This is a genomic window from Azospirillaceae bacterium, from assembly GCA_028283825.1.
Classification (GTDB): Bacteria; Pseudomonadota; Alphaproteobacteria; order Azospirillales; family Azospirillaceae; genus Nitrospirillum.
This window is the reverse complement of record JAPWJW010000004.1, coordinates 277,122-293,531: the sequence shown is the minus strand read 5'-3', so window position 1 is coordinate 293,531 and position 16,410 is coordinate 277,122. Positions and strand designations below refer to the sequence as shown.

Below are 16,410 nucleotides of genomic sequence, written 5' to 3'. Positions count from 1 at the left end.
CGTTGACCAGGGTCTGGGCGGCGGACGCGCTGAAGTTACCTGTCTTGGTGATGGTGACGGTGGCGGTGCCGCTGGTGACGCTGACGGCGACGCTGTAGCCGTTGGCAGCCGTGGTGACGCTGTTGCCGTTGGTCAGGGCGACGCTGGTGCCGTCGATGGACAGCACTTCCGATGCCCCGTCAGCCAGTCCGGCGACGGTGAGCTTCAGGGTCTGGATGGTCTGCCCGGCCTCAATGGTGCTGATGGCCGTGCCGCTGAACAGGCTGGTCGCGCTGCCGCCTTCGGTGAAGGTCGGGGTGGTGGCGGCCGTGGTGGTGAGGGTGGGGGCGTCGTTGACGGGTACCAGGGTGACGGTGGTGGCGGCGGACAGGGTGGTGGTGTCGATGCCGCCGTTGCTGGTGCCGCCGCCGTCCTGGATCTGGGTCAGGGTGACGGTGCGGCCGCTGCCGACGGTGGGGTCGTCGCTGGTGTCGCTGTAGGTGAGGCCGTTGACCAGGGTCTGGGCGGCCGGCGGTGGAGAAGTTGCCGGTCTTGGTGATGGTGACGGTGGCGGTGCCGCTGGTGAGGCTGACGGCGACGCTGTAGCCGTTGGCGGCGGTGGTGACACTGTTGCCGTTGGTCAGGGCGACGTTGGTGCCGTCGATGGACAGCACTTCCGATGCCCCGTCAGCCAGTCCGGCGACGGTGAGCTTCAGGGTCTGGATGGTCTGTCCGGCCTCGATGGTGCTGATGGCCGTGCCGCTGAACAGGCTGGCCGCGCTGCCGCCCTCGGTGAAGGTGGGGGTGGTGGCGGCCGTGGTGGTGAGGGTGGGGGCGTCGTTGACGGGTACCAGGGTGACGGTGGTGGTGGCGGCCAGAGTGCTGGTGTCGATGCCGCCGTTGCTGGTGCCGCCGCCGTCCTGGATCTGGGTCAGGGTGATGGTGCGGCCGCTGCCGACGGTGGGGTCGTCGCTGGTGTCGCTGTAGGTCAGGCCGTTGACCAGGGTCTGGGCCGCACTGGCGGAGAAGTTACCTGTCTTGGTGATGGTGACGGTGGCGGTGCCGCTGGTGAGGCTGACAGCGACGCTGTAGCCGTTGGCGGCGGTGGTGACACTGTTGCCGTTGGTCAGGGCGACGCTGGTGCCGTCGATGGACAGCACTTCCGATGCCCCGTCAGCCAGTCCGGCGACGGTGAGCTTGAGGGTCTGGATGGTCTGTCCGGCCTCGATGGTGCTGATGGCCGTGCCGCTGAACAGGCTGGCCGCGCTGCCGCCCTCGGTGAAGGTGGGGGTGGTGGCGGCCGTGGTGGTGAGGGTGGGGGCGTCGTTGACGGGTACCAGGGTGACGGTGGTGGCGGCGGCCAGGGTGCTGGTGTCGATGCCGCCGTTGCTGGTGCCGCCGCTGTCCTGGATCTGGGTCAGGGTGATGGTACGGCCGCTGCCGACGGTGGGGTCGTCGCTGGTGTCGCTATAGGTGAGGCCGTTGACCAGGGTCTGCGCCGCACTGGTGGAGAAGTTGCCGGTCTTGGTGATGGTGACGGTGGCGGTGCCGCTGGTGAGGCTGACGGCGACGCTGTAGCCGTTGGCGGCGGTGGTGACGCTGTTGCCGTTGGTCAGGGCGACGCTGGTGCCGTCGATGGACAGCACTTCCGATGCCCCGTCAGCCAGTCCGGCGACGGTGAGCTTGAGGGTCTGGATGGTCTGTCCGGCCTCGATGGTGTTGATGGCCGTGCCGCTGAACAGGCTGGCCGCGCTGCCGCCCTCGGTGAAGGTGGGGGTGGTGGCGGCCGTGGTGGTGAGGGTGGGGGCGTCGTTGACGGGTACCAGGGTGACGGTGGTGGCGGCGGCCAGGGTGCTGGTGTCGATGCCGCCGTTGCTGGTGCCGCCGCTATCCTGGATCTGGGTCAGGGTGATGGTGCGGCCGCTGCCGACGGTGGGGTCGTCGCTGGTGTCGCTGTAGGTCAGGCCGTTGACCAGGGTCTGGGCCGCACTGGCGGAGAAGTTACCTGTCTTGGTGATGGTGACGGTGGCGGTGCCGCTGGTGAGGCTGACAGCGACGCTGTAGCCGTTGGCGGCGGTGGTGACACTGTTGCCGTTGGTCAGGGCGACGCTGGTGCCGTCGATGGACAGCACTTCCGATGCCCCGTCAGCCAGTCCGGCGACGGTGAGCTTGAGGGTCTGGATGGTCTGTCCGGCCTCGATGGTGCTGATGGCCGTGCCGCTGAACAGGCTGGCCGCGCTGCCGCCCTCGGTGAAGGTGGGGGTGGTGGCGGCCGTGGTGGTGAGGGTGGGGGCGTCGTTGACGGGTACCAGGGTGACGGTGGTGGCGGCGGCCAGGGTGCTGGTGTCGATGCCGCCGTTGCTGGTGCCGCCGCTGTCCTGGATCTGGGTCAGGGTGATGGTACGGCCGCTGCCGACGGTGGGGTCGTCGCTGGTGTCGCTATAGGTGAGGCCGTTGACCAGGGTCTGCGCCGCACTGGCGGAGAAGTTGCCGGTCTTGGTGACGGTGACGGTGGCGGTGCCGCTGGTGAGGCTGACGGCGACGCTGTAGCCGTTGGCGGCGGTGGTGACGCTGTTGCCGTTGGTCAGGGCGACGCTGGTGCCGTCGATGGACAGCACTTCCGATGCCCCGTCAGCCAGTCCGGCGACGGTGAGCTTGAGGGTCTGGATGGTCTGTCCGGCCTCGATGGTGTTGATGGCCGTGCCGCTGAACAGGCTGGCCGCGCTGCCGCCCTCGGTGAAGGTGGGGGTGGTGGCGGCCGTGGTGGTGAGGGTGGGGGCGTCGTTGACGGGTACCAGGGTGACGGTGGTGGCGGCGGCCAGGGTGCTGGTGTCGATGCCGCCGTTGCTGGTGCCGCCGCTATCCTGGATCTGGGTCAGGGTGATGGTGCGGCCGCTGCCGACGGTGGGGTCGTCGCTGGCGTCGCTGTAGGTGAGGCCGTTGACCAGGGTCTGGGCGGCGGCGGTGGAGAAGTTGCCGGTCTTGGTGATGGTGACGGTGGCGGTGCCGCTGGTGAGGCTGACAGCGACGCTGTAGCCGTTGGCGGCGGTGGTGACACTGTTGCCGTTGGTCAGGGCGACGCTGGTGCCGTCGATGGACAGCACTTCCGATGCCCCGTCAGCCAGTCCGGCGACGGTGAGCTTGAGGGTCTGGATGGTCTGTCCGGCCTCGATGGTGCTGATGGCCGTGCCGCTGAACAGGCTGGCCGCGCTGCCGCCCTCGGTGAAGGTGGGGGTGGTGGCGGCCGTGGTGGTGAGGGTGGGGGCGTCGTTGACGGGTACCAGGGTGACGGTGGTGGCGGCGGCCAGGGTGCTGGTGTCGATGCCGCCGTTGCTGGTGCCGCCGCTGTCCTGGATCTGGGTCAGGGTGATGGTACGGCCGCTGCCGACGGTGGGGTCGTCGCTGGTGTCGCTATAGGTGAGGCCGTTGACCAGGGTCTGCGCCGCACTGGCGGAGAAGTTGCCGGTCTTGGTGACGGTGACGGTGGCGGTGCCGCTGGTGAGGCTGACGGCGACGCTGTAGCCGTTGGCGGCCGTGGTGACGCTGTTGCCGTTGGTCAGGGCGACGCTGGTGCCGTCGATGGACAGCACTTCCGATGCCCCGTCAGCCAGTCCGGCGACGGTGAGCTTGAGGGTCTGGATGGTCTGTCCGGCCTCGATGGTGCTGATGGCCGTGCCGCTGAACAGGCTGGCCGCGCTGCCGCCCTCGGTGAAGGTGGGGGTGGTGGCGGCGGTGGTGGTGAGGGTGGGGGCGTCGTTGACGGGTACCAGGCTGACGGTGGTTGCGGCGGCCAGGGTGGTGGTATCCACGCCGCCGTCGCTGGTGCCGCCATCATCCTTGATGCTGGTCAGGGTGACCACGCGGCTGCTGGTGGTGGTCGGGTCGGTGCTGCTGTCCTTGTAGGCCAGGCCGTTGACCAGCGTGTTGGCCGCCGTGGTGGTCATCGTGCCGCTGATGGTGACGGTGGCGGTGCCGCTGGTGACGCTGACGGCGACGCTGTAGCCGTTGGTGGCGGTGGTGACGCTGTTGCCCGTTGGTCAGTGCCACGTTGGTGCCGTCGACCGACAGGATCTCATTGGCGCCATCGGCCAGGTTGCTGACGGTCAGCACCAGCTGGCTGATGTTCTGCCCGGTATCGGTACCGCCCAGGCCGGCGGCCGCACTGGTGAACAGGGTGGCGGCGGCGCCCTTTTCCGTGAAGGTGGGATTGCTGCTGGTGACCGTCAGGGTGGGGGCGACGTTGGGCCCGGTGATGGTCAGGCTGACGGTGTCGGTGGTGGCGGAGAAGGCGGTGGTACCGCCGTTGGTGGCGGTGCTCACCGTGCTGCCGGCGCTGCCGCTGGTCTCGTCCCAGGCGCGGATGGTCAGGGCGGAAGCCAAGGTGCCGGTGTAGCTGCTGCTGGATGTCACCTGGAAATACAGGCGGGTATTGCTGTCGGCCGCCAGCAGCAGGGCGCTGGTGTTGCTGACGGTCCCGATCACCGTCCAATTGCTGCCGCCGTCGGTGCTGTACCACCACGTGCCCTGGGTGCTGTCCGTGCCGGTGATGGCGATGCCCAGCAGGGCGCCGGAATTTCCATCGGTGACATTGGCGATGCCGCTGCCGTTGGCGACCAGGGTGGAAACCAGAGTGCCTGCGCCGATGGTGGGCAGGGAGGATGTGGTGTTGAGTTCGTTGGGCAGGGCCGGCGATTTGCTGGCGTCCAGCACCGGCGCGCTGTTGGCGACGGTGGAATTGCTGGTGTCGGCAGTGGTGGTGATGTTGCTGGCGTTGTCGGTGACGGTGACGGTGATGTTCTTATTGCTGCCCAACGTAACGGTGGCGGGCAGGGTGTAGGTGGCGGTCCAGGTGCCGCTGGTATTAATGGCGCTCTGGGCGCTGCTGCCGCCGAAGGCGCTGAAGTCCACGGTAACGGTGCTGATGGTAATGATGTTGTTGTCGCCGCTGGCGGTGTTGTTCCAGGTGACAGTGACCGTGTTCCCGGCGAGGAAGGTGGTGGCGGTGCCGCCGCTGCCACCGCTGACGGTGATGTTGGCGTCGGTGACCGTGGGGGGAACCGGGGTGATGGTCAGGCTGACGGTGTCGGTGGCGCTGGAAAAGGCGGTGGTGCCGCCGTTGGTGGCGGTGGTCGCCGTGCTGCCGGCGGTACCGGTGGTTTGGTCCCACGCGCGGATGGTGATGGCCGATGTCAGCGTGCCGGCATAGGTGCTGTCCGCCACCTGGAAATACAGGCGGGTATTGGCATCCGCCTTCAGCAGCAGGGCGCTGGTGTTGCTGACCGTGCCGACGGCGGTCCAGGTGCTGCCGCCGTTCGTGCTGTACCACCATGTGCCATGGCTGGTGTCGGTGGCGGTGATGGCGATACCCGTCGCCGCGCTGACGTCGGGGTCGGTGACGTTGCTGATTCCGCTGCCAATGGCGACCAGCGACGACACCAGGGTGCCGACGGTGCCGCTGGGCGCCGCGGTGCTGGTTTGGGGTTCCGAGGTGAAGGCCGGCGACTTGGTGGCATCCAGCACCGGTGCGTCGTTGATCGAGGTGACGGTGATCTTGCTGGTGCTGTCCGCCGTGCCGGCGGTGCCCGCACTGTCGTTGGGTGTCAGGGTGAAGGTGGTGACCTTGGTCGACCCCGCGGCCACCTGGTTGGTGGTGGGATGGAAGACCAGGGCCTGCAGTTCGCTCTGCAGCGTCGCGGCGCTGCTGGCGGTCAGGGTGTAGTGGGTGCTGTCCGTGCTGGTCAGGCCCGTGCCGGTCAGCGTGCCGTTGTTGGCGTCCAGGGTGATGCTGACGGTGTAGCTGGCGACGCTGTTGCCGTCGCTGAAGGTAACGCTGCTGAACGGGGTGGCCGTGCCGGTGTCGTTGGCCGTGCTGGTGTGGGTGCCGCCGAGCGACGGTCCGCTCTGGCATTGCGCCACGGTGGGATCGGCCAGGAATTGGCTCAGGGTCTCGCCATAGACGGATTGAGAGGGATCGATGGCCGTGCCGGGGCCGCCGGCACCCCAAAATCCGACATAGGGGCTGCCAGCGTTGGCGGTATAGAAGCCGATGTAGGTGCCGTTGTGGTAAATCTTGGCGAAGCCACCGTTGAGCGTGCTGGCCGTGCAACCCAGGCAGTGGTCGATGTTCTGCATGCCGGCCACGGTGAAGGGCAGAACCGTGTCGATGGCCGCGCCCGTGGTGTATTCCAGCACCCAATCACCCCCCAGGGCCGCGGGGCCCGTGCGGTTGGTGGAGGCGGCGACATCAATGTCGTTGCCCAGATAGCGGGCGAAATCGTCCACGAACTGCTTGCCGGTGTCGTCGGCGGCGATGGAGCAGCCCAACAGCAGGAAATCGCCGCCCGACTTCATCGACGCGCCGATGGCCGCCAGGTCGGTGGCGCGGCTGGCCAGATCGCCGTCCGTCAGCACATGGGTGCCACCCAGGATGATGCCGCCGTCGCCGCCCTCCGTCACCAGGATGATGGTGTCCAGGTTGCTGTAGCCGGACAAGGCCTGGGCGATGCCGTGGACGGTGCGCTGGCCCTCGCCCAGCAGGATGACGGGCACGCTGGGGTCCATGCCCGCGATCAGGGTCTGGTAGTCCGCCACGCTGGTATCGACGATGACCACCTCATGCACCGTACTGGTCGTCGTCGTGGGGGTGACGGCGGCTGCGGCGGTCACCGTTGCCGCCGTGGCGGTCGATGCATCGGTCGTGGTTTTGCTGGCGTCGGTGGCGCTTGTGGTCTTGGCCGCGTCAGTCGCGGCCGTCGCCGCGGCCTTGGACGCCGCGTCCAGCAGCGCCTGGGTGCTGGCGGTGTCGTGCGTATCGGCGGTGGCCGCCGTGGTGGTTGCCGTCTTGGTGACCGTCGCCGCCGTGGCGGCGGCGGCGGCGTCGAACATCATGCGGGGCTCAAGGGCCAGGCGCAGGGCGCGCGGGGCGTTCTTGCGAGGGGGGCTTGCCGGGGGGCGCGAACCGTCGGGCATGGTGTTCACTCACCAAAAGGGATATAAAAGCCACCGGGAACTGCAACCGCCCGACGTCTCCACGTTGGGAGAAATGCCATCATGTGGTGCAACTGTTCCCCTGTTCCGCTTAAACCACAAGTTAGGGTCATCTGCCACATATTTTGCGGCAAAAGGGCCTATCTCCGAAGAGATCAACTTTTGTGATCAGATGTGATGGATGGTTCCGATCGTGGCGGTCTAGTCCCGTCCGCTTAGGATGCCCTATCCAGAAGTATCGGTTTTAATAAATCCGGGACGCTGGGACATTCGGCTCTTCTCCATTTTCCGAGGTAATACGCTGGATGGAAGGGGTGAAGGGTCCAGTATTAATGGAAATGTAACGGCGGGCTGGCGCAGTTCCTGGCTTTAACCAAATGGATTTGTTAGATACAAAGCGGTGAGACAGGGCTGGGTCGCTATGAAGGGCACGTCTGGCCAAGCTGATCGCGTAAGAAATACAGCAGGGGATTGTGGTCCATGGCGTCCGAAACGCGCGTGACCGGGCTGGGTGGGGAAGCACAACTGGAGGCGTCGACGCCAGCCCCGGTATCTGTTTCAGTTCAGGACAAGCTGCCGCCGCCGCAGTTCCTGCCCTCCGACGGGCTGACCCAATGGCTGGAGGAGACGGGGGGCAATCTGATCCTGTCCACCTATCAGTCCGGCCGCCTGATTTTCCTGTACGTGGTGGACGGTGGCCTGCACGTGCTGGATCGCGTCGTGGGCACGGCCATGGGGCTGGCCGTTGATGGCGAGAAGCTGTGGGTTGGCAATCGCGAGCAGATTTGGAAATTCGCCAATACGGGTCCGGCGATGGTGGACGGCAAGGGCTATGGCGCCGTCTACATGCCGCGCAAAGGCTATTTCGTGGGGCCTTGCGACACGCATGACATCCTGGCCGACGTCGAATTCATGGGCGAACACCATGAGTTGGTGTTCGCCAATACCAACTTCAGCTGCATCGCGGCGCTGGATGAACAATACAACTTTCGCCCGCTGTGGGCGCCGGACTTCGTGTCCGCCCTGGCAGTGGAGGACCGCTGCCACCTGAACGGCATCGGCGCGCGGGACGGGCGGGTGGCCTATGCCACGATCTGCGGGCGCTATGATGAGCCGGTGGGGTGGCGGACCACCCGCAACGGCGGCGGCATGGTGATCGACTTGGATTCGGGTGAGGTCATGGCCCAGGGTCTGTCCATGCCCCATTCACCCCGCTGGTACCGTGATCGGCTATGGCTGCTGAACTCCGCCGCCGGTGAATTCGGCTATGTCGATCCCGAACGGGGCGGTTTCGTGCCTGTGGCCGACTGCCCCGGCTTCGCCCGTGGCTTGGCCTTCGTCGGTGACTATGCGGTCATCGGCCTGTCGCAACTGCGCCCCAACAGTTTCGGCAAGGGCATGGCGCTGCATGACAAGCTGGCGGCCGGACAAATACAGCAGCGCTGCGGCTTGCAGATCATCGATTTGCGCACGGGGCGGAACGCGCACTGGCTGACCATCGCCGGGCCGGTGACGGAATTGTACGACGTGGCGTTCAAACCCGATATCCGGCGGCCTTACAGCCCCGGTTTCCGGGAAGGCTACCTGCATCAGCAGCGGGTGCACCTGCCCGATGGACCTTTTCAGCATCCCTATAAAGGGAAATTGCAATTGTTGCGAACCCAGCCGCCGGAACGGCCGGCCACGGAGCTTGGGGGCCAAACGGGTGATGCATCAAAAGAGGCAGGCGCGCCCGCGAAGACCTAATCTTTTGCGTGATTAACTTTGTGGTTTTTGTCGCGCTACAGGGTTACTCTCAGCGAGAGCTTACCTAGGCGTGTAAGAATTAATCACAAATTCCCTCGACAGGAAGTTACAGGGAGGCCGAGATATGGACCCATTCGTTGGCGAAATCCGCATTTTCACCTGGAATTGGGCGCCCAAGGGCTGGGCGTTGTGCAATGGCGCGACATTGAACCTGCAGCAGAACATCGCGCTGTATTCGCTGATCGGTGTTTATTACGGCGGTAACGGTACCAGCAACTTCAACCTGCCGGACCTGCGCGGCCGCACGCCCCGCCACCTCAGCCAGACGATGCCGACGGTCGGCCTGTCCGCCGGTTCCGAGACCGTGGGGCTGACCCTACAGAACCTGCCCACGCACACCCATTCCACCAGCGTCGCGAACACGAACGGGACGACCCCTCCCACATCGTTGGCGGGGCGTTTGCCGGGCAATGTCAGCGGGGGCTCGTTCGTATATATCCCCCCCGCCCAAGCCGGCACGCTGGTCGCGTTGAACTCAGCCAGCATTGCCATCGCTGGCGGTAGCGTGCCGGTGGCCAATATGCAGCCGTGGGCCGTGGCCAATTACTGCATCGCCATGTCCGGCGTTTTCCCGCCACGCAACTGACCCTTCCCCGCTATCCGACGCATATGGGAGGACACGCATGTCCGAATGCTTCCTGGGCGAAATCCGCATTTTCGCCGGACCCTACGTTCCGCAGCACTGGGCTGCCTGCAACGGCGCCACGGTCGCCATCAGCCAGAACCAGGCGCTGTTCGCCTTGATCGTCACGACATACGGCGGCAACGGCGTCACCAATTTCAACCTGCCGGACTATCAGGGCCGCACGCCCATCGGCCAAGGCCAGGGGCTGGGCCTGACCAACCGTACGCTGGGCGAGAGTGGTGGCACGGAGACGGTGACGTTGGTGCAGAACAACATACCCTCCCACAGCCACCCCTTCTATGCCAGCGGCGTGACGGCCACCAGCGCGACGGCGTCGGGCAACATGTTCGCGAAAAACCCTTCGGCGACGGTCAAGGGGCCCTACACCACCGACGTCCACGGGACGATTGGCCAGCTGTACACCACCTACATCGGTTCCGCCCTGGGAAGCACGGGTGGCGGCGCCCTGCCGCACGACAACACGATGCCGTTCATCGCGCTGACCTACATCCTGGCCATGCAGGGCATCTACCCCAGCCGCAACTGAGGTCGCGTCTCCCGCGACTCTCCCCCTCCCGCTTTCCTTCACGTAAGGAACCCGTCATGGCTGATCCGTTCACCGGTGAAATCCGCGCTTTCGGCTTCACCTTTCCGCCCGCCAACTGGTCGCAATGCAACGGCCAGCAAGTTGGTATCTCGCAGAACAACACCCTCTACGCGGTCATCGGCAACACCTACGGCGGTGATCTACAGAGCTATTTCAATCTTCCCAACCTGATGGGCCGCATCCCCGTCTCCACCGGCAACGGCGTCGGGCTGACGCCGCGTACCGCTGGGCAGGTCGCCGGGTCTGACACGGTGACACTGCTCAGCACCAATTACCCGGCGCACAACCATACCATGAACGTTGATGCGCCCAGCGCCACCGCGAACCCGCAGTTTGTCGAGGAGCCTTCGTCGGCCACGTATCTGACACGGACCACGGTCCAATATATGTACGTGGCACCGACATCCACCGCGCCCACGGGTTATTCCCTGGCCGCGGCCAGCATCGGCCCCACCGGGGCGGCGGCGCCGGTGCCCCGTTCCAACGACCAGCCCTACCTGGTCATGAATTTCTGCATCTGCCAGTTCGGCGAATTTCCCAGCCGCCCGTGATGTCAGTGGATGCCTTGACTGTGGACAGCGCCGTCGCCGAACCGCCGGCGCTGACGCTTCCTCCCGATTTGGTGGCGCTGGGCCTGTCCCTGCGCCCCAAGCGGGCGGAGGATACCGACTTCGTGCGCGACCTCTATGTCTCCCATCGGTGGGAGGAGATGCAGGCCGCCCCCTGGAGTGATGAGGAACGCCTGGCCTTCCTGCGGGACCAGGCGCGCCTGCAGGCCGCCCACTACGACACCAACTATTTCGATTCCGACTTCCTGATCTTGGAAATGGCGGGGCGGCCCATCGGCCGGCTCTACCTGTTCCGCCGCAATCTGGCGGACCTGCGCATCGTGGAAATCGGGCTGGTGCCGGAATGGCGGGGCCGGGGGCTGGGCGGCGCGCTGCTCAGTTGGGTGCGGGATCTGGTGCGGGCCGGCGGCTATGCCCTCTGTTCCATCCATGTGGAACAGAGCAACCCGGCGCGGCGGCTGTACCAGCGCCTGGGCTTCACGGATGTGGAGGAGGTCGGCCCCTACATGCTGATGCATTGGCGCCATTCCTGACGGGCGCCAAGCTTGGCGGGATCAGATGCGGACGGGCGGCCTCATGGCTGCCCGTCCCTTATCCCGTCTTCAGCTGAAGATGGCCTGGTAGTGGAAGGTGCCATCCTCGTTGCGGCCCAGGGGCACCAGGAAGATCTCCAGCGTGCCCAGGGTGGGGTGGGTGAGGGGGTGCATCTGCTGGTTCAGCACCCTTTCCGGATCGGTGCCGTTGAAGAATAGCGAGAACGGGTCACGAAAGCGCCCCGGTGCTACGCTTTTCTTGCCGTGCTCCACGTCGTTCAAAACCAGAGTTGTCTGGTAATCAGGATAAGTGACGGTGAATTCCTGCTTCAGCAATGGCAGGAAATGTTCGGCCTTAAGCTCGCCCAGCATGATTTGCCCGCTCTATTAACTTGGAACGCGGGTCACTATACCATGACGCACATGGTGCGAAACGGGAAAACGCAATGTGCAGGGCTTGTAGCGGTGACACGAGATGCTGACTCGTGCTGCTGTGGGCTGTGATCGCAGCCGCCGGAGCTTTCCGGGAAGCATAGCGGACTGGAAAGCGAGGAACCCCAAGCCGACGGATGTCGGCGCCTGGCGCCTGAGGGGCGGCAGTTGAGCGGTCACGATCAAATGCCGCGCGTATTATGACGGCAACCGATCCGTCAGCACGCGGGCATAACTGCCAAGGCGGGCCTCCAGATCCACCGGCACCTCGCAGCTGTAGCGGATGGTGCGCTCCACCTCCTCGAAATTGCGGATGAGGTAGCCGCGGCGCTGCACGATCTCCGCCCGCTGTTGCTGTTGGGCGGCGTCGGCCGTGTCGGCGGGAAGGGCCTGCAATTCGGTGGTGGCGTGGGATACCAGGTCACCCATATCGCGCTGGCGACGGGCCAGGTCGCGGATGCGGTCGATGACCTCCGTCCGCTGGCGGTTGACCTCCTCGACAATACCGGCGAAGGCCTTGGGGTACAGGATGGCGCGGCGGCCCTTGGGCACCTTGTCGGCGAAACGCGCCAGATCCTTGGCGCCATCCTCGGCCGGCACCTCGCGCGGGGTGATGGCCAGCACCACCGGCGCCACCCGCTTGTCGGCGCGCCAGTCGGCATGGTCGGGCAGGGCGGGGCCGCTCCAGTACGTGGCGCCCGTCAGCTGCGGCACCAGGCGCTGATGGCAAGGCCAGTCGGGATCCGTCTGAAGGGCTTGCGCCCGTGCCGTGCCGGCGGCCAGCAGGGTGGTCAGAAGGATGAGGACCAGTGAACGCATGCGCTTGCTCCCGCCCGTCATTCGCCGCCGCCCCGCCGGGCCAGCAGGCCGCGCCCGGGGTCGTAACCCCACACCGCCAGGATCATGAATACCAGGGTGCAGCCCGCCACCACGGCGGCCGCCAGCGGATCGGCCTGGCCGTAGAGCGCGAAGCGCAGCAACTCGGTGGCGTGGGTGAAGGGGTTGAACTGGCAGACCCAGTAGAGCGTCAGGCTGCTTTCCTTCACCCGCCACAGCGGGTACAGCGCGCTTGACGCGAAGAACATGGGGAAGATGACGAAGTTCATCACCCCGGCGAAATTCTCCAGCTGGCGGATGAAGGACGACAGCACCAGGCCCAGGGCACCCAGCATCAGGCCGGACAAGACCAGGGCCGGCAGCACCGTCAGGTAGCCCAGCGGCGGCGGGTCGATTTCCCAGAACCAGGCGATGGCGAGGAAGATATAGGCCTGCACCACCGACACCACCACGCTGGCCAATAGCTTGGCCGTCAGCAGGAACCAGCGCGGGAAGGGGCTGACCAGCAGGGTCTTCATGCTGCCCATCTCCCGGTCGTAAACCATGGAAAGGGAGCTTTGCATGCCGTTGAACAGCTGGATCATGGCCAGCAATCCCGGTGCGATGTAGACCTCATACGGGATATAGGTCTCATAGGGCGGGATGATGGACACGCCCAGCACGAAGTGGAAGCCGGCCGCGAAGATGGCCAGCCACACCAGCGGCCGCACCAGGGCCGACAGGAACCGGCCGCGCTGCCGTGTCCAGCGCAGCGCCTCGCGCCGCACGATGCCGCCCAGGCAGCGGGCATAGTGGATGGGGGTCATGCCGGCACCGCCGCGCCCTGGCCTGTCAGCGCATCGAACGCGCCGCGCAGGCTCAGCGCGCCGCTGCGGTCCACTACGTCGGGCACGGGGCCCTGGTCCAGCACCTGGCCCTTGTGCAGCACGATGACGTGCGCGTCGTCGTCGGCCTCATCGATCAGATGGGTGGCCCACAGCACGGCCAGGCCCCGGTCGCGACAGAGATGACGGACATGGGCCAGCAGGAAGCGGCGGCTTTCGATATCCAGGCCCACCGTGGGTTCGTCCAGCAGCAGTAGGGCCGGGTCATGCACCAGGGCGCGGGCCAGTTCTACCCGCCGCCGCTGGCCGCCGGACAGTTGGCGCACCCGGGTACGGCGCCGGTCGGCCAGGCCCACGCGCTCCAACTCCTCCGTGATGCGAACCTTGGCGCGCGATCCGGCCATGCCGTGCAGGCTGGCGTGATAGGCCAGGTTCTGTTCCACCGTCAGTTCCAGGTCCAGGGTGGGCTGCTGGAACACCACGCCCATGGTGGCGAGGGCGGCGGAGGGCTGGGCCTTGATGTCGTGGCCGAACACGGCGATGCGGCCGGCCCGGCTGTGGTACAGGCGGGTGACCAGGGCGAACAGGGTGGTCTTGCCCGCACCGTTCAGGCCCAGCAGCACGGTGAAGTCGCCGGGATTGATGCCGAACCCCACCTCCCGCAGCACCGGCACGGCGCCGAAGGCGTGGGTCAGGCCGGATACGGATAGGGCGGCTTGGCCGGCGGCCGTCACGGGGCCACCACCACGCCCCAGGGCAGGCGGCCCACCGGTACCGACTTCACCACCTTTTCCGCCTCGACATCGATCACCGACAGGTCGTTGCTGACGCCGTTGGTGGTGTACAGGCGCTTGCCGTCGCCGGAGAAGGCCAGGTTCCATACCCGCTGGCCCACCAGCAGGTATTTCTTGACCTCGAAACTGTGGGTGTCGATCACCGCCACGCGGTTGGCGGGGCCCAGGGCCACGAAGGCGTTGTTGCCGTCGGCGGTCAGGGCGATGCCCACCGGCTGCACGGATTCCTTGGGCACGCCGGGGATGTCGAAGCGGATGGTCTTGATCACCTTGCGCTGGGCGGCGTCGATGATGGACACGGTGCCCCCCACCTCCGCCGATACCCACACCTGCGCCGCGTCCTTGGTCCATTGCGCCACCCGCGGCCGGCTGCCGACCAGCACGTTGGCCAGGATCTCATGTGTCTGGGTGTCGATGAAATGGGCCATGCTGGTGGTTTCCGACGTGTTCACCAGGATGCGGCCATCGGGGCTGATGCCCATGCCCTCCGGTTCCACCCCCACTGGGATCTCGGTGACGATGCGGCCGGACGCGATGTCCAGCACCGACACCATGTTGTCGTTCTCGTTGGAGACGTACAGCGTCTTGCCGTCGGGGCTGAGGGTGAACAGCTCCGGGTCCGGGCCGCTGGGCAGGACGCGGGTGACGGTCAGGCTGGACAGGTCCAGGACCTCGATATGGTCGGCGTCGCTGGTGCAGATGTAGAGGGCCTTGCCATCCTTGGACAGGGTGATGCCGCGCGGCCGGGCGCCCACCTTCACCGTCTTGATGACCGCCAGGGTGCCGGCGTCCACCACGGTGACGGTGTTGTCCTTTTCATTCGACACCAGCAGGCGCTCGGCCCAGGCGGGTGTTGCGATCACCAGCATTCCCCCCAACACTGCGACCGTCATCATACGCGTGGCCTTTGATCGTAAACGATCAAAGGCCCCCTCAGGCGCCGGGCGCCGGCATCCGCCGGCTTGGCTATCCTCGTTCCGCCCTGCGGTGCTCACTCCGGGGCTGGCGGTCGCCAGCCTCCAGCGGCACGAGTCAAAGTCTCGTGCCGCCGGCATTATTTTGGATGGCATGTCGTCTCCGGTTGGTCGGGGCCCAGCGTGTCCAGTTCCGATGTCTCATGCAGGAAGCCCGGCTGGGGCGAGACGGAGACGAGGGAGCGGGCGTCGGCCAGCAGCACCGGCTGGCGCAACTGCCCGTCCCAGGAACGGAAGCTGAGGCGGGCGCCCTTGAAGGCCGCCAGTTCGAAATCGGGATTGCGCAGGTAGGCGGTCATGGCCGCCCCCTCCACGCTGCCGCCGCGGGTGGCGGCCTCGCCCAGGGCCCGTACCGCCATCCAGGCGCCGTAGTCGCGCTCCGTCATCCAGCGGTTGGCCTGCTTCAGGAACCGGGCCTGCAACTGGGTGGCGCCCCATTGTTCGAAGGGGCGGGCCCAGGCGGCGGGCACCAGGCCCTGCGTGCCCATCACCGGCCGGGGGTCGGTGGCGCGATAGCCCAGGTCGTCGCCGAAATTGTCGCCCTCATCCGCCACCACCAGCACGTCGTAGCTGAGCCCCTGGGTAAAGCGCGCCACCTCCGCCCCGATGGCGTAGTGGCCGGTGTCGGTGCGCCGCGCGCCGGGGTCGTAGGTCCAGGGCTTGTCGGCCGCGATCTTGATGCGGAACTTGCGGGCCGATTTGCGCAGGGCGTCGGCGTACAGCTTGTCGCCCGCCTCCGGCCCCGCCACCAGCAGGATGGTGCGCCAGTTCTTGACCGCCAGGTACTGCATCAGCGCGTCGGCCAGCATGGCGCGGCTGGGCAGAAGGTGCAGGACGTTGCGCCGGCACTGCTCGCCGCGCAGGGCGTCGTCGGTGGTGGTGGCGTCCAGCAGGGTGCTGTCCTTGGCTTCGGGCAAATCGGCCAGGCGCAGCAGCAGGTCGGCCGGCACATCGGTGACGAAGGCGCGATAACCCTGGGCGTACAGCTTCCTGAACGCCGCCACGACGGCGTCGGCGTCGGGTTCCAGCGCCTCTTCCAGGTGATAGGCCTGGTGGATGAAGCGGCCGGTGGTGGCGTTGTCGGCCAGGGCCAGGCGGGCGCCTTGCACGCCGTCGTCATCCGGCGGCTGGTCGAGGAAGCTTTGCGGCCAGATGCGTTTCTGCGTCAGCGCCAGATAGGCGATGTTGGCGACGGGATCGGCCGGTTTGGCGGCTGGTTGCGGGGGGGCCGCATAGGCGGCGGGTCCGGCAACCATCAGGCCGGAAAGCACCACGCCGATAAGACCATGGCGGCGGTTGGACATGTCCGCCGTCTCCTTGCGATCAGACCCAGGGACTGCCCGACCGATAATGGGCCCCGGCCCGCACGGGCGCCAATAGGAAATCAGGTCCGGCCGTCCGCCCGCCCCCTCGTTCTATAGTCGTAGAGGGGCTTGGGTTGAC

At 66.5% G+C, this 16,410-nt stretch carries 13 protein-coding genes; 5 read left to right on the top strand and 8 right to left on the bottom strand.

Features of this window, described 5'->3' with window-relative positions:
* Positions 1-230: 230 nt before the first annotated feature.
* Both PW843_25485 and PW843_25480 read right to left on the bottom strand, forming a co-directional pair.
* Positions 231-3,923 (bottom strand): hypothetical protein, encoded by a 3,693-nt coding sequence (locus PW843_25485; protein ID MDE1149918.1) that lies wholly within the window; start codon positions 3,921-3,923, stop codon positions 231-233.
* Positions 3,811-6,948, bottom strand: coding sequence for a DUF4347 domain-containing protein (locus PW843_25480; GenBank protein ID MDE1149917.1), 3,138 nt, complete (start codon positions 6,946-6,948; stop codon positions 3,811-3,813). The genes PW843_25485 and PW843_25480 overlap by 113 nt, the downstream gene beginning before the upstream one ends.
* A gap of 498 nt (positions 6,949-7,446) precedes the next feature.
* Here PW843_25480 and PW843_25475 point away from each other — a divergent pair, with 498 nt between their 5' ends.
* The 5 genes from PW843_25475 (at position 7,447) to PW843_25455 (ending at position 11,106) form a co-directional block, all read left to right on the top strand.
* Positions 7,447-8,712, top strand: coding sequence for a TIGR03032 family protein (locus PW843_25475; GenBank protein MDE1149916.1), 1,266 nt, complete (start codon positions 7,447-7,449; stop codon positions 8,710-8,712).
* Between the two features lie 124 nt (positions 8,713-8,836).
* On the top strand, positions 8,837-9,358 hold the full coding sequence (locus PW843_25470; GenBank protein MDE1149915.1) for a tail fiber protein: 522 nt from the start codon (positions 8,837-8,839) through the stop codon (positions 9,356-9,358).
* Between the two features lie 37 nt (positions 9,359-9,395).
* Positions 9,396-9,944, top strand: coding sequence for a tail fiber protein (locus PW843_25465; protein ID MDE1149914.1), 549 nt, complete (start codon positions 9,396-9,398; stop codon positions 9,942-9,944).
* Between the two features lie 56 nt (positions 9,945-10,000).
* Entirely contained in the window at positions 10,001-10,555 is a 555-nt protein-coding gene (locus PW843_25460) for a tail fiber protein (GenBank protein ID MDE1149913.1), read from the top strand.
* Between the two features lie 20 nt (positions 10,556-10,575).
* Positions 10,576-11,106, top strand: coding sequence for a GNAT family N-acetyltransferase (locus PW843_25455; protein ID MDE1149912.1), 531 nt, complete (start codon positions 10,576-10,578; stop codon positions 11,104-11,106).
* 69 nt (positions 11,107-11,175) lie between these two features.
* Here the strand turns inward: PW843_25455 and PW843_25450 are convergent, their stop codons facing one another.
* From PW843_25450 to PW843_25425, 6 genes are all read right to left on the bottom strand, one after another.
* Positions 11,176-11,478: a hypothetical protein gene (locus tag PW843_25450; protein MDE1149911.1), complete on the bottom strand. Its 303-nt coding sequence runs from the start codon at positions 11,476-11,478 to the stop codon at positions 11,176-11,178.
* A gap of 258 nt (positions 11,479-11,736) precedes the next feature.
* Positions 11,737-12,357, bottom strand: a complete 621-nt coding sequence (locus tag PW843_25445; protein MDE1149910.1) for a hypothetical protein — start codon at positions 12,355-12,357, stop codon at positions 11,737-11,739.
* 17 nt (positions 12,358-12,374) lie between these two features.
* Positions 12,375-13,181 (bottom strand): ABC transporter permease, encoded by an 807-nt coding sequence (locus tag PW843_25440; protein ID MDE1149909.1) that lies wholly within the window; start codon positions 13,179-13,181, stop codon positions 12,375-12,377.
* Positions 13,178-13,933: an ABC transporter ATP-binding protein gene (locus tag PW843_25435; GenBank protein ID MDE1149908.1), complete on the bottom strand. Its 756-nt coding sequence runs from the start codon at positions 13,931-13,933 to the stop codon at positions 13,178-13,180. Before PW843_25435 ends, PW843_25440 begins: the two co-directional genes overlap by 4 nt.
* Positions 13,930-14,862 carry a PQQ-dependent catabolism-associated beta-propeller protein gene (locus tag PW843_25430; GenBank protein MDE1149907.1) on the bottom strand — a complete coding sequence of 311 codons (933 nt, stop codon included), beginning with the start codon at positions 14,860-14,862 and terminating at the stop codon, positions 13,930-13,932. Before PW843_25430 ends, PW843_25435 begins: the two co-directional genes overlap by 4 nt.
* A gap of 185 nt (positions 14,863-15,047) precedes the next feature.
* A complete protein-coding gene (locus PW843_25425) occupies positions 15,048-16,271 on the bottom strand; it encodes an ABC transporter substrate-binding protein (GenBank protein MDE1149906.1) in 1,224 nt (407 codons plus the stop codon).
* Positions 16,272-16,410: the final 139 nt, after the last annotated feature.

Excerpts from the sequence above, each read along its gene's own strand:
- PW843_25425 (MDE1149906.1), bottom strand. The coding sequence starts at position 16,271 with ATGTCCAACCGCCGCCATGGTCTTATCGGCGTGGTGCTTTCCGGCCTG.
- PW843_25485 (MDE1149918.1), bottom strand. The coding sequence starts at position 3,923 with ATGACCACCACGGCGGCCAACACGCTGGTCAACGGCCTGGCCTACAAG.
- PW843_25470 (MDE1149915.1), top strand. The coding sequence starts at position 8,837 with ATGGACCCATTCGTTGGCGAAATCCGCATTTTCACCTGGAATTGGGCG.
- PW843_25440 (MDE1149909.1), bottom strand. The coding sequence starts at position 13,181 with ATGACCCCCATCCACTATGCCCGCTGCCTGGGCGGCATCGTGCGGCGC.
- PW843_25460 (MDE1149913.1), top strand. The coding sequence starts at position 10,001 with ATGGCTGATCCGTTCACCGGTGAAATCCGCGCTTTCGGCTTCACCTTT.
- PW843_25450 (MDE1149911.1), bottom strand. The coding sequence starts at position 11,478 with ATGCTGGGCGAGCTTAAGGCCGAACATTTCCTGCCATTGCTGAAGCAG.
- PW843_25465 (MDE1149914.1), top strand. The coding sequence starts at position 9,396 with ATGTCCGAATGCTTCCTGGGCGAAATCCGCATTTTCGCCGGACCCTAC.
- PW843_25475 (MDE1149916.1), top strand. The coding sequence starts at position 7,447 with ATGGCGTCCGAAACGCGCGTGACCGGGCTGGGTGGGGAAGCACAACTG.
- PW843_25480 (MDE1149917.1), bottom strand. The coding sequence starts at position 6,948 with ATGCCCGACGGTTCGCGCCCCCCGGCAAGCCCCCCTCGCAAGAACGCC.
- PW843_25430 (MDE1149907.1), bottom strand. The coding sequence starts at position 14,862 with ATGCTGGTGATCGCAACACCCGCCTGGGCCGAGCGCCTGCTGGTGTCG.
- PW843_25445 (MDE1149910.1), bottom strand. The coding sequence starts at position 12,357 with ATGCGTTCACTGGTCCTCATCCTTCTGACCACCCTGCTGGCCGCCGGC.